Origin of the sequence: Micromonospora parathelypteridis, from assembly GCF_014201145.1 — a bacterium.
GTDB lineage: Bacteria > Actinomycetota > Actinomycetes > Mycobacteriales > Micromonosporaceae > Micromonospora > Micromonospora parathelypteridis.
In genome coordinates this window covers 6390297-6403371 of sequence record NZ_JACHDP010000001.1, presented here as the reverse complement: position 1 = coordinate 6403371, position 13075 = coordinate 6390297, and the positions used below count along the sequence as shown (strand labels likewise).

The window sequence follows — 13075 nt, the reverse complement described above, 5'->3', positions numbered from 1 at the left end:
CCGTGCTCCACTCATCATTTGGACAATTTTCGAAATCCCGAATCGAACGGTAGCATGGCCTCCATGAGAGCCCTGCATCATCCCGACCTCACCTCGGTCGACCTGGCCACCTTGCTCGGCGCCCTCGCCGATCCGGTGCGCCTGAGTGTCGTACGGCAGTTGGCGCAGGCCGGTGGGGTCGTCTGCGGCAAGTTCGACGCCTTGTCCGAGGTGAGCATGTCCACGCTCTCGCATCACCTGAAGGTCCTGCGAGCCGCCGGCATCCTCCGCGTCACGCCGAACGGCAGCTTCCGTCGCCACGAACTGCGTGCCGACGAGATCAACGACCGATTTCCCGGGGTCCTCCCCGCGGTCATCGCCAACCTCGACCTGCCAGAGCGAGTAGGAGCGCCCGCATGACCGACGCCGAATCGACCGGGCGCCACACGCCGAACACACTGGGTCTGTCCGCCGACGAGGTCCTGAGCACGACCCGCGCCGTCCGCAAGCGTCTCGACCTGGAACGCCCGGTCCCCCGTGACGTGATCGAGGACTGCCTCCGCATCGCGCTTCAGGCACCCAGCGGCCGCAACCGGCAACGCTGGGACTTCGTCTTCGTCGAAGACCAGGAGACCCGCGCCGCCGTCGCCCGACTGTGGCGACTCGGCCTGATGGCGCCACCACCGGCCTCGGGCGGCACCGGCCCGGCCTTCAGCCGGATGAACTTCGGCTCCGCGCAGTGGAGTCGCATCGCCGGCAGCCTGCAACACCTGGCGGACCACCTGCACGAGGTTCCGGTGCTGCTCATCCCCTGTCTGCGCGTCGAGTCACGCGCCGAGTTGGACAGCGTACGCGGGCAGGCGGGGGCCTGGGGCTCGGTCATCCCGGCGTTCTGGAGCTTCATGCTGGCCGCCCGGGAGCGCGGGATCGGCACCGCGTGGACCACGAGCCATCTCAGCTATGAGCGGGAGATGGCCGAACTGCTCGGCATCCCCTACGACACGGTCGTGCAGGTGGCCCTCACCCCGGTGGCGTACACCCTGGGCACCGACTTCAAGCCCGGCCCCCGCGCCGAAGCCGACGCGTTCGCCCACTGGAACCGCTGGTAGCAGACCACCGCCGCGCCCCACTCAGCGCCTGGTGATCCCCGGTCGGTGACCGGCCGGCGGGGCCCGAGGCGATCGGGTGGCCCGCCGGCCGGAACATTGAACGCCTACTAGAGGGTGCGCGCCAACCGGTCGGCGAGCGTCCGGGTGAAGCGGGCCGGATCGGTCAACTCACCGCCCTCGGCGAGCACCGCCAGGCCGTAGAGCAGCTCGGCGGTCTCGGTCAGGGCCACGGAGTCGCTGCCCTGCTCGTGTGCCTTGCGCAGCCCGGAGACCAGCGGGTGACCGGGGTTGATCTCCAGGATCCGCTTGGTCACGGGGACCTCGTGCCCCATCGCCCGGTACATCTTCTCCAGGGTCGGGGTGAGGTCGTGGGCGTCGCCGACGACGCAGGCCGGTGAGGTGGTCAGCCGGGACGACAGGCGGACCTCCCGGACGCTGTCGGTCAGGGTGGTGCCCAGCCAGCCGAGCAGCTCGGCGAACTCCTGCCGCTGCTGCTCGCGCTCGGCCTCGGCCTGCTGCTTCTCCTCGTCGGTGTCCAGGTCGATCTCGCCCTTGGCGATCGACCGCAACGGCCGGCCGTCGTACGCGCCGACCCGCTCGACCCACACCTCGTCGACCTGGTCGGTGAGCAGCAGCACCTCGTGGCCCTTGGCTCGGAACGCCTCCAGGTGCGGGGAGTTCTCGATGGCGGCCCGCGTCTCGCCGGTGGCGTACCAGATGTCGGTCTGGCCGTCCTTCATCCTGCTGACGTAACCGGCGAGGTCGGTGGCCTCGACCGGGTCGTGGGTGGAGGCCACCGACAGGATGTCGAGCAGGGTGTCGCGGTTGTCGGTGTCGTCGATCAGCCCTTCCTTGACCACCGCGCCGAACTCGGTCCAGAAGGTGCGGTACCGCTCGGCGTGGTTGGCCTTCAGGTCCTTGACCGTGGCGAGGATCTTCTTCACCAGGCGGCGGCGGACGATCTGGATCTGCCGGTCCTGCTGCAGGATCTCCCGGGAGATGTTCAGCGACAGGTCGTGCGCGTCGACCACACCCTTGACGAAGCGCAGGTAGGTCGGGACCAGCGCCTCGCAGTCGTCCATGATGAACACACGCTTGACGTAGAGCTGGACGCCGCGGCGGCCCTGCGGGGAGAACAGGTCCAGTGGGGCGTGGCTGGGCAGGAACAGCAGCGCCTCGTACTCGAAGGTGCCTTCGCCCTTCATGTGCACGACCTCGAGCGGGTCGGCCCAGTCGTGGCTGACGTGCTTGTAGAACTCGTTGTACTCGGCGGCGTCGACCTCGTCGCGGGGCCGCGCCCAGAGCGCCTTCATCGAGTTGAGGGTCTGCACCTCGTTGGTGGCGGGGGCGTCGTCGGCGCCGGGGCGCTCGACGCTCATCCGGATCGGCCAGGCGATGAAGTCGGAGTATCGCTTGACGATCTCCCGGATGGTCCACTCGGCGGTGTAGTCGTGCAGGTTGTCCTCGGTGTCGGCCGGCTTGAGGTGCAGGGTCACCGTGGTGCCCTGTGGGGCCTCGTCGACGCCCTCGATCGAGTACGTGCCCTCGCCGGTGGACTCCCACCGGGTGCCGCCGGTCTCGCCGGCCTTGCGGGTCAGCAGGGTGACCCGGTCGGCGACCATGAACGCGGCGTAGAAACCGACGCCGAACTGGCCGATCAGGTCCTGCGAGGCGTGGGCGTCGGCGGATTCGCGCAGCTGGCGCAGCAACTCGGCGGTGCCCGACTTGGCGATGGTGCCGATCAGCTGGACCACCTCGTCGCGGGTCATCCCGATGCCGTTGTCGCGCACGGTGAGGGTGCGGGCGTCCCGGTCGACCTCCAGGGCGACGTGCAGGTCGTCGGTGTCGGCGACGAGGTCCTTGTCGACCAGCGTGGCCAGCCGCAGCTTGTCCAGCGCGTCGGACGCGTTCGAGATGAGTTCCCGCAGGAAGACGTCCTTGTTCGAATAGATCGAGTGGACCACCAACTGGAGGAGCTGACGCGCCTCGGCCTGGAACTCCAACGTCTCGGCCTGATTGCTCACACCGTCTCCCTTCTCGGCTCCTGCGGAGGTTCGCGGAAAGGATACGAGTCGTCACCGGCCGGGTGGTGACCGCGTCCGGGTCGTATTCCCGATCCGGGCGCGCCGCCCCCGTGACATAGCTGACTTTGGCATACAGAAGTCAGGTCGGATAGCGTCGCCGCCATGAAGATCGCTGGAAGCACCGCCCTCGTCACCGGCGCCAACCGTGGCCTCGGCCGACACCTGGCCGCCGAACTCCTCGCCCGCGGCGCCACCGTCTACGCCGGCGCCCGCAACCCCGACAGCGTCGACCTGCCCGGCGTGACGCCGGTGAAGCTCGACATCACCGATCCCGCCTCGGTGGCTGCCGCCGCCAAGCTGGCCGGCGGCGTGAACCTGCTGATCAACAACGCCGGCATCGACACCCGGACCGACCTGCTCGACGGCGACCTGGACCTCGTCCGGCTGGAGCTGGAGACCCATTACATCGGCACCCTGTCGACGGTCCGGGCGTTCGCGCCGGTCATCGCCGGCAACGGCGGCGGAACCATCCTCAACGTGCTCTCCGTGCTGTCGTGGTTCGGCTCCCCGACCCACGCGGCCTACAGCGTCGCCAAGTCCGCCGAGTGGGCGATGACCAACGTGCTGCGCGTCCAGCTCGCCGACCGGGGCGTCCGGGTCGCCGGCCTGCACGTCGGCTACCTGGACACCGACATGGCCGCCGACATCACCGGACCGAAGTCCGACCCGGCGGCGATAGCCCGGATCGGCTTGGACGGCATCGAGGCCGACGCGTACGAGATCCTCGCTGACGACCTCAGCCGCCAGGTGCAGGCCGGGCTCGCCGGCGGCGTCGCAGCGCTCTACCCACAGCTCCCCTGACCCACGACGCGACGAGCCGCCGCCGGGAAGCACCGGCGGCGGCTCGACCCTTCGGGTACGCGGTCAGCTCGCCTGCAACGTCACGTCGTCGATCACGAAGCTGGTCTGCAGCGACGAGTCCTCGGTGCCGGTGAAGCGCAGCGTCACCGCCTGCCCGGCGAAGCCGGCCACGTTGAAGCTGCGCTGGACGTAGCCGGCGGCGGCGTTGAGATTCGAGTACGTCGCCAGCGTGGTCGACCCCACCTGCACGGTGAGCCGGTCGTACGCGGTGGAGCTGGTCGTCTCGGCGGTGTCGATGTGCAGCCAGAACGACAGCGTGTAGGTGGCGCAGCCGGCCGGAACGGTCACCGACTGCGACAGGTTCTCGGTGCGGGTGCTGCCGTACCCGTTGAGCCAGGCCTTGTACGACCCGGTCCGGGCCGGCTGGCCGCTGGCGTTGGTGATCACGCCGGAGGACGCGGTCCACGGCGTGCTGCCGTTCTCGAAGCCGCCGTTGCCGATCACCTGGCCACCGGCACAGCCGCCGGCGCCGGTCACGGTGAGGGTGAGGCTGGCGGTACGGGTGACCGAGCCGGTGCCGGTGACCGTGATCGTGAACGTGCCGGTCGTCGCGCTGGCCGAGGCGGTCAGGGTCATCGTGGCCGAGCCGCCGGAGGTCACCGAGGCCGGGCTGAACGAGACACTCACCCCACTGGGCGCACCGGAGGCGGAGAGGCTGACCGACTGGGCCGAGCCGGCGGTGGTCGCGGTGACGACCGTCGCGGTGGTGCTGGCGCCCCGCGCGACGGTCCGCGTGGACGGGTTGACCGCGACGGAGAAGTCGTTTGTCGGGGTCCCGCCGCCCACTGCGAGCTGCCACAACGCGTACGCGACACCGTCGGCCGACCGGTTCAGCACGGTGGCGCTGACGTTGGCGGTGGTGTCGCAGGACCGGTGGTAACACGGGTCGTACGCGGCATTGGCGGTGCCGCCCCACTTGGCCGCCTGGGTGCTGCTCTTGCGGGCGCTGGCGCCCGCCGCGTAGCCCGAGGTGGGGATGCCCGCCTGCTGGAAGTAGTAGTCGTCGGAGCGGCCCTGGCCCTCGACGTTCTCCTCCGGTTGCAGACCCAACGAGTCCCAGTACGCCTTCAGCGGTGCGGCCGTGGTCGAGGAGACCCGGTTGATGAAGTAGCCCCCGTTGGTCGAGCCGACCATGTCGAAGTTGTAGTAGCCCTTGATGTAGCCGCGCTGGGTGGCGTTGAGCGAGTTGACGTAGAACCGGGAGCCGTTGAGCCCCTGCTCCTCGTCGGTCCACCAGGCGAATCGGACCCGCTTCGTCATGGTCGGGTTCTGCGCGGCCAGGACCAGCGCGTTCTCCAGCAGGGTCGCCGAGCCGGTGCCGTTGTCGTTGATGCCCGGACCGGCCGAGACGCCGTCCAGGTGAGCGCCGAACATGACCACCTGGTCGGCCGGGCCGCCGGGCCACTCCGCGATCAGGTTGTTCGAGGGGTACGTGCAGCTGGAGCAGTACTGCTCGCTGACGGTGTAGCCGACCGCCTGCAGCCTGGTCTTCACGTAGTTGAGCGAGGCGGTGTAGCCGGCCGAGCCGGCCCGCCGGTTGCCGCCGTTACTGCTGGCGATGGAGTTGAACTGGCTCAGGTGCGCCTGGACGTTGGTGACGGAGATGTCCGGCGCTGCCAACGCGGCGGCGGTCGCGGCGATCGGCCGGGCCACTGTCGTCGCGGTCCTGGGTGACGCGGTCACCGGCTGGGCGGCCAGCGTCACCGTCATCCCGGCGAACACGGCGAGCGCGACTCCCGCGCTCAGCGTTCTGCCTCTCATGGGGGCTCCTCGGGGTGGTTGGAGAGATAACCGAGACACTTACAGACTTCGATGTGTTGGGCATCGGTCGTTCGTCCCGAACCGCCACCGCTTCGACCGTAGGTACCGGCGTCAGCACAGGTGAGTAGAGGTGCCAGGATGGGTAGGTAACGCCAGCAGGGGTCGTCGGGCCCGGAACGGGGGCTGCGATGGGGCCGGATCGAGCGTGACAGGACCCAGCGCTGACCTGTTCAGTGGCGGCGGCGACACCGGCCGGTTGATGGCGGAACTCGACTGGGCCCGCACACCACTCGGCCCGGTGACCGGCTGGCCGCAGAGCCTGCGCGTCGCGGTCCGGATGGTGCTCTCCTCCCGGTACCCCATGCTGCTGCTCTGGGGCGACAGCTTCTCCCAGCTCTACAACGACGCGTACTCCCAGCTGATCGGTGACAAGCACCCCGCCGCGCTCGGCGACGACGTGCGGGTGACCCTGGCCGAGGGCTGGGACGTGCTCGCCCCGCTGATCCAACAGGCCACGACGACCGGAGTGGCCAGCTGGGTCCCCGCCCTGCGGCTGCTGCTGGAGCGGGCCGGCTACCGCGAGGAGGCGTATTTCAGCGTCTCGCACGCCCCGGCCCGAGACGACGACGGCCGCACCGTCGGCGTGCTCACCGTCTGCAGCGAGGTCACCGAGCAGGTGGTCGGCGAACGCCGTCTGCGCCTGCTGCGTGACCTGTCCGTTCTCGGCGACGGGCGCACCGTCGACGTACACGCCACCGGCGCTCGACTGATCGACGCGATGGACGGCCATCCGCTGGACGTGCCGTTCGCCGCCATCTACCTGCGCGACGACACGGCCCTGCGGCGCATCGCCTGCACCGGCGGCGACCAGGGGTACGCGGGAGCAGTGCCGGACACCGTCGAGCTGACCGACCCCGGCCCCGTCGCGTACGGCTGGGGGCTGCCGGACGCCGCCCAGGGCCGACCGACCCAGGTGTCCGACGTCGCCGACCGGCTGGCACTGCCCGGCGGCCCGTGGGGTGACCCGGTCCGCACCGCGCTGGCGCTACCGCTGCCCTCGGGCGACGGCGATCAGCCGCTCGGCGTGCTGCTGGTCGGAGTCAGTCCCAGCCGGGGGCTGGACGAGGCGTACCGCTCCTTCGACCAACTCCTGGCCCAGCAGATCTCCGTGGCGCTGCGCAACGCCCAGGAGTACGAGCAGGAGAGGCGCCGCGTCGAGGCGCTGGCCGAACTGGACCGGGTGAAGACCGACTTCTTCGCCAACGTCAGCCACGAGTTCCGTACCCCCCTGACCCTGATCCTCGGCCCGCTGGCCGACGCCCTCACCGACACCACCGCGCCGTTGGCGTCGGTGCAGCGGGAGCGGTTGGAGACCTCCTGGCGTAATGCCACCCGACTGTTGACCCTGGTCAACAGCTTGCTCACCTTCTCCAGCCTGGAGGCCGGGCGGGCCCGCAGCGACGCCCGGGTGGTCGACCTGGCCGCGCTCACGGCCGAGCTCGCCGGCGTGTTCCGGGCCGCCGTCGAGCGGGCCGGGCTGGCTCTCGAGGTGAGTTGCCCGCCGCTGCCCCGGCCGGTCACCCTCGATCCGGTCAACTGGGAACGCATCGTCACTAACCTGCTGTCCAACGCCCTGAAGTACACGTTCATCGGCCGAATCCGGGTCGCCCTGGCCGCCGACGACGAGGAAGTACGCCTCACCGTCACGGACACCGGCATCGGCATCGCCGAAACGGACCTGCCGAAACTCTTCGAACGCTTCCACCGGGTGCGGGGCGCCCGCTCGCGCAGCCACGAGGGCACGGGCATCGGCCTGGCCCTGGTGCACGAGCTGGCCCGGCTGGAGGGCGGTGAGGTCCGGGTGGCGAGCCGAGTGGGCGTCGGCAGCACCTTCACCGTGGCGCTGCCCTGGTCGGCGGTGCACCGCACGGCGGTGAGCGGGCCAGCGGCGGACGGGCGGGGCGACGCCGCCCGCGCCGCCGTGGAGGAGGCCATGGGCTGGCTCACCGAGCCGGACGGCAGTCTGACCGAGCCCGGACGCGCGTCCGGACCGGCCATGGACGAGCTGGCCGGGGCGCGGATCCTGGTCGCCGACGACAACACCGACATGCGGGCGTACCTCAGCCGGCTGCTCACCGGGCAGGGCTGGCGGGTGCGGGCCGTCACCGACGGCCAGCAGGCCCTCGACGAGGTCCGCCGCGAACTACCGGACCTCGTCCTCACCGACGTGATGATGCCGGTGCTGGACGGCTTCGACCTGGTACGCCGGCTTCGCGCGGACCCGGCGACCCGGGCGCTGCCGGTGCTGGTGCTCTCCGCCCGCGCCGGCGGGCAGGCCAGCGTGGAGGGCCTGAGCCTGGGCGCCGACGACTACCTGGTGAAGCCGTTCGCCGCGGCCGAGCTGATCGCCCGGATCCGGGCCGCCATCCGGCGGGCCCGGATTCACCCGGCCGACGACGCCACCCCACCGGCAGTCGACGCCGCAACGGCGCCGGCGCGCCCCGGCCCGGTCGCCACCGTCGCGCCGGCCCCGGCGGTCGATCCACCTGTGATCGCGACTGCGGGGCTCGCAAACCCGGGTCACTCCTCGCGCTCACCCGTCACGGACATGCCCGTGGTCGCGGAGACACTGACCGACCGGGACAGGTTGGGCGACATCCTGGACGTCGGGTGGACGTACCCGTCCGCACCCACCTCGGCCGCCGCGATGCGTCGGGATGTCCGGCTGACGCTGGGCGACCTCGACGTCGACCCGGACGTGCTGGAGGATCTTCTGCTCGCCGCGTCCGAGGCGATGAACAACGCGGTCGAACATGCGCAGCGGCCCAGCCGTCCGGAGGTGTGGGTCCGGGTCCAGGTGGGCGGAGGGCTGATCCGGATCTCGGTGCGGGACTTCGGCACGTGGCGGGACCGCCGGCCGGCGATGGACCGGGGCCGTGGCGCGCTGCTGATGAACGCCTACGGCGACGTGCGCCTGGTCTCCAGCGCCGAGGGGACGACGGTGACCATCGACCGGCAACTGGCCGACCCGGCCTGAGCGTGCGGCGGCCGACGCGTCAGAGTCGGCGGCCCTTGCCGTCGCGGGCGATGATGCCGTCGAGTCGCACCCCCGGGGTCAGCTCGGTCGGGTCGAACCAGAAGATCACCACCTGCTTGTCGACGCTCCACCGGGCCAGTCGGGCGTCGACCTGTCGACCGTCGACGGTGCCGATGATCCGCTGGGCGGGGCCGACGAAGTAGCCGAAGGTCGGCACGGGGTCGGCCGATGACCGCTCGTCGTAGCCGATCTGGTGGAAACCCGGGCTGCGATCGGCTCCTCCGACGTCGTTGACCAGGATGTCCGTGGTCAGCGAGCCGTCCAGGGCGCGGCGACCGGCGGCGAGGCCGACGGACACCTTGGGGTGGCCGGGCACGGACACCCCGACGACGAAGTACACCCGCTGGTCGGTGCCGTGCCGCACCCCACTGTCGATCATCTGCCCCAGAGGCTTCGGGGCCGGTTCGTCACCAGTCGTCCCCGGCGGTGCCGTAGGCCCCAGCGACGTCGGCACCAGCGGTGAGACGCCGGTCGGGGGCGTGGCGACGGCGACCGGCGGCGGGCGCTCGGCCGTCGGCGAATCGTCCGGCCGGGTGCCGACCGCCACCACCACGACGACGACGGCGGTCAGGCCGGCGGCGAGCGTCGCCGCTCCGGCTCCGGCAACCCGCCGGCGGGTACGCAAACGCCGACCCTCACGCATCACTGTGGCCAGGTCGGGCATGACGTCAGGGCGTTCGGTCGCCCGCATGGCGTGGCGGAGGCGGTCCAGTTCGCTCATCGGCGCGCCTCCTGGTCAGCCGTCTGCGGCACGGCGGTGCGCAGCTTCTCCAAGGCTCGCGAGCTGGTGCTCTTGACCGTGCCGACGGAAACGGCGAGCTCCCGGGCCACCTGCGCCTCCGGAAGGTCGAAGTAGTAGCGCAGCACGACGATGGCTCGTTCACGAGGGCTGAGCGCACCGAGGATGGTGATCAACCAGCGCCGGGTGGCAACCTCGTCGGCCACGTCGCCGCGCCGCTGCTCCGGCACCTCTTCGGTCGGATACTCCCGCATCGGCCGCCGCCACCCGTCGACAAGGTGGTTGACCAGGGTGCGGCGGGCGTACCCGTAGGCGTCGTCATCGTGGATCCGCGACCAGGACGCGTAGGTGCGGACCAGGGCGGTCTGTGCGGCGTCCTCAGCCTGGTGGTGGTCGCCGGTGATCAGGAACGCGGCGTGCACCAATCGCGCGGACGCCGCCCGCGCGAACTCGACGAACTCCGCGTCACCGCGCGCCACCGTGAACCCTCCCCCGTGCCACACCGTCAAGGACGGGCGAGAGCGACAAAAGGTTGAGCCACGTCACAACAACCTTTCGCCGCGGTCGCGCGTCTTCTTCTCCGCGCCGCCGCCGATGGGCGCGCGAGGGGAGAGACATGTCGACGAAGGTTACCCGCCGGTGGAGTACCGCCTCAGCGGCGTTACTGCTGGCGGTGGCGCTGCTCACCGGTTGTGGGCTGCCGGCCGCGGGGCAACCCTCGACCGTTCCCGTCGGCGCCGGACCGTTGCCCGCCGGATCACCCCCTGACGCCGCTTCCCCTCGGCCGTCCGGAGGCGCCGGGAACGCCGGTGTCGCGCCCAGTTCCGTGCCTGCCATTCCGACCAGCTACCCCGCCACCGGTGGCAACCGCTGGTCCGTGGCGCCCGCCGAGACGGCACCCGGACGCGCGACCGGCGGCCAGTTGCTGCGCTACCGGGTGGCCGTGGAGCGCGACATCCGGGGCCTGCCGGTGGATGACATCGCCACGGCGGTGTCCGCGACGTTGAACGACCGCCGCGGGTGGACGGCGGGCGGGACATGGCGGTTGCGCCGGGTGGGTGCCGGTGAACCGACCGACTTCACGATCTACCTGGCGACCCCCGGCACCCGCGACACGCTGTGCCAGGACCAGCCGGACGGCTACACCTCGTGTCGCAACGGTGACCGGGTGGTGCTGAACGTGGCGCGCTGGGTCAAGGGAGTGCCGGGCTACGGCGCGAGCCTGGCCACCTATCGGCAGTACATGGTCAACCACGAGGTGGGGCACCGGCTCGGGTTCGGTCACGAGCGGTGCCCCAGGCGGGGTCAGCCGGCGCCGGTGATGCAGCAGCAGACGCTGGGCCTGCACGGCTGCACCGCGAACGCCTGGCCGTATCCGGAGGGCAAGCACCGCTACAGCGGGCCGGTCGGGGCGTACGACGACGAGATCCCGCGGCGCGAGGGTGCCTACCTGGCGCACTGAGCCCCGACGTCCGCGTCAGGTGCGGCGGTCGCGTTCCTGGGCCAGCCGCTCGTCCAGCCGGCCCATCTCGTAGACGGCGTTGAGGCTGGTCGGCAGCCGGCTGACATTGTCCGGCACGGGGCCGGGCGATGGCGCGGGAGCGGGGGCCGGCGCAGGTGCGGTGGAGGGGCCCGGGGCCCGGCGGCGCAGCAGTGCCAGTGCCAGCAGCACCAGGAGAGCCAGCACCAGCAGGTACGACACGGGCGGCCAGCTGTCGCGAGCGGGATTGGCGAGCGTCGGCGGGACAGCCGGGGCGGGGGCGTCACCGTTACGCGGGGGCACTGGGGCCTCGCGGGTGCCGGTGTCTTCGCCACCGGCGGGGCGACCGGGTGCGGCGGGTGCCGCCGGGGCGGGGACATCGGCTGCCGGCCCAGCGGGCGCGGGGGGCGCCATGGGTGCCGCCGTGCTGGGCTGCTCGGTGGCCACGGGCGGGCTCGGCGTCGGCGCGGGGGTGGGCGTCAGGGTGGGGGTGGCGGTCGGCTTGTCGCCGCCCTTCAGCAGGTCGTCGACGATCTGGCCAACACCACCGAGGAGGCCACCGACCAGACCCGGGGTGGCTGACGGGGACGGTGCGGGCGAGAGGGCGAGGGTCAGCACGAGGGCGACGACGGCAGGCACGGGGGCCACCTCCGATGTGGCGATGTGCCAGGCACCGTATCGCATCGTGGGATCGCGTGGGTATCCCAGCCAGGCCGGGAGCGGGGACGCGCCGTACGCGCGTCCCCGCCTCGGTGTCCTTGGTGGATCAGACGGTCAGGCCGCCGACCTGGGTGGAGATCCAGGAGCGGATCGAGGGCAGGTCGACGTAGATGGACGGGCCGGTGGCACAGGTGGAGTTGTTGTTGCCGGCCCGGCTGGTCGCGCCGATCAGGTTCCACACTCCGTTGACGCGGCGCACCTGCGGCCCACCCGAGTCGCCGTAGCAGGCGCCGGAGTTGCCGTTGGTGTTGTTGGTGCAGATCTCGTACGGGCCGTTGATGCCGGAGCACCGGCTGTCGGCCACGATGGACGTGTCCAACTCGTTGGCGACCGCCGGGGCCGATCCGCAGCCCGGCCGCGCACAGGCCTGACCCCAGCCGATGATCCGGGTGGCGGTGCCGACCGCGCCGGAGGTGCTCGGGATCGGCGCCGGGGCGTACGCGACAGAGCTGGCGAGTTGCAGCAGCTTGACGTCGACGCTCGGGTGGTTGACCGCACGGGTCACCCGCACCACCGTCCCGCCGCTGCTGCGGTTGACGCTGCCGACCCGCACCGACGACGGCGTCGAGCAGTGCTTGGCGGTGACCGCCCAGTTGCCCTTGATCAGGGTGCCGGTGCAGCCGGAGACGTACACCATGAACGGGTAGTTCTCCGTTGCCGGCCGGCCGCCGACCACCGTCGGGCCGATGTCCCCGGTGCCGTCCCAGGTGTACGTCGTGTTGGCCGGTGCGGCCAGGGTGCCGGCGAACAGCGAGTTCACCCGACTTGCCTCGGCCGAGCTGGGGTTCGCGTTGCGGCAGGAGACCGGCGCGCTGCTGCCGGACATCAGGTCGGAGCAGAGGCCGGTGCGTCGGTCCGGCAGGCCCAGGATGTGGCCGATCTCGTGGGCGGCGATGCGGTTGCGGTCGTACCCCTGGTTGACGGCCGTGCGGCCCATCCAGATCCGTCCCGAGCCGAGGCCGGTCGGTTGCGCCCGGGGCCAGCCGTCGTCGACGTAGATGGTGATGCTGGCCGGAGTCCCGGGCTGGAGCCGGACGGTGCTGACCCGGCTGTTCCAGATCTGCGCGGCCTGGTCGAAGTTGGTGCGGAACTCGCCGGTCCGGCTCGCGTCGTAGTAGACGGTCCGTACGGCGGCGGCCGGAGCGCCGGTGGCGAGCTGCACCCCGGCCGCTGCCAGGGTCGCCACCAGCATGGCCAGCGCCGCGCGTCTCAGTTGTCGTCGGAACATCACGCACTCCCCTGCGG

General features: G+C 71.3%; 11 protein-coding genes. 5 read left to right on the top strand and 6 right to left on the bottom strand.

What is annotated here, in order from left to right; genetic code table 11:
• The first annotated feature begins 63 nt into the window (after positions 1 to 63).
• Both HNR20_RS28750 and HNR20_RS28745 read left to right on the top strand, forming a co-directional pair.
• Entirely contained in the window at positions 64 to 399 is a 336-nt protein-coding gene (locus HNR20_RS28750) for an ArsR/SmtB family transcription factor (protein ID WP_184186229.1), read from the top strand.
• The gene (locus HNR20_RS28745) at positions 396 to 1088 is read left to right on the top strand and encodes a nitroreductase family protein (RefSeq protein WP_184186227.1); all 693 of its coding nucleotides are present in this window, start codon (positions 396 to 398) and stop codon (positions 1086 to 1088) included. Before HNR20_RS28750 ends, HNR20_RS28745 begins: the two co-directional genes overlap by 4 nt.
• A gap of 107 nt (positions 1089 to 1195) precedes the next feature.
• Here the strand turns inward: HNR20_RS28745 and htpG are convergent, their stop codons facing one another.
• Entirely contained in the window at positions 1196 to 3112 is a 1917-nt protein-coding gene (gene htpG / locus HNR20_RS28740) for a molecular chaperone HtpG (protein ID WP_184186224.1), read from the bottom strand.
• A 162-nt stretch (positions 3113 to 3274) separates the two neighbouring features.
• On the opposite strand from htpG, the gene HNR20_RS28735 reads away from it, so the two are divergent.
• Positions 3275 to 3973, top strand: a complete 699-nt coding sequence (locus tag HNR20_RS28735) for an SDR family oxidoreductase (protein WP_184186221.1) — start codon at positions 3275 to 3277, stop codon at positions 3971 to 3973.
• Between the two features lie 63 nt (positions 3974 to 4036).
• Here HNR20_RS28735 and HNR20_RS28730 read toward each other — a convergent pair whose 3' ends face one another.
• Positions 4037 to 5794: a M28 family peptidase gene (locus HNR20_RS28730; protein ID WP_184186218.1), complete on the bottom strand. Its 1758-nt coding sequence runs from the start codon at positions 5792 to 5794 to the stop codon at positions 4037 to 4039.
• 205 nt (positions 5795 to 5999) lie between these two features.
• Here HNR20_RS28730 and HNR20_RS28725 point away from each other — a divergent pair, with 205 nt between their 5' ends.
• Complete coding sequence (locus tag HNR20_RS28725; RefSeq protein ID WP_229687256.1) at positions 6000 to 8831, top strand: ATP-binding protein; 2832 nt, start codon at positions 6000 to 6002, stop codon at positions 8829 to 8831.
• 19 nt (positions 8832 to 8850) lie between these two features.
• Here HNR20_RS28725 and HNR20_RS28720 read toward each other — a convergent pair whose 3' ends face one another.
• On the bottom strand, positions 8851 to 9612 hold the full coding sequence (locus tag HNR20_RS28720) for a hypothetical protein (protein ID WP_184186215.1): 762 nt from the start codon (positions 9610 to 9612) through the stop codon (positions 8851 to 8853).
• A complete protein-coding gene (locus HNR20_RS28715; protein ID WP_184186212.1) occupies positions 9609 to 10109 on the bottom strand; it encodes a SigE family RNA polymerase sigma factor in 501 nt (166 codons plus the stop codon). The genes HNR20_RS28720 and HNR20_RS28715 overlap by 4 nt, the downstream gene beginning before the upstream one ends.
• 137 nt (positions 10110 to 10246) lie before the next feature.
• Between HNR20_RS28715 and HNR20_RS28710 the strand changes: the two genes are divergently transcribed.
• Positions 10247 to 11092, top strand: coding sequence for a DUF3152 domain-containing protein (locus HNR20_RS28710; protein ID WP_184186209.1), 846 nt, complete (start codon positions 10247 to 10249; stop codon positions 11090 to 11092).
• 15 nt (positions 11093 to 11107) lie between these two features.
• On the opposite strand, the gene HNR20_RS28705 is transcribed toward HNR20_RS28710, so the two are convergent.
• On the bottom strand, positions 11108 to 11749 hold the full coding sequence (locus tag HNR20_RS28705) for a hypothetical protein (protein ID WP_184189402.1): 642 nt from the start codon (positions 11747 to 11749) through the stop codon (positions 11108 to 11110).
• A 127-nt stretch (positions 11750 to 11876) separates the two neighbouring features.
• Positions 11877 to 13022, bottom strand: coding sequence for a snapalysin family zinc-dependent metalloprotease (locus HNR20_RS28700; RefSeq protein ID WP_375791646.1), 1146 nt, complete (start codon positions 13020 to 13022; stop codon positions 11877 to 11879).
• Positions 13023 to 13075 lie beyond the last annotated feature (53 nt).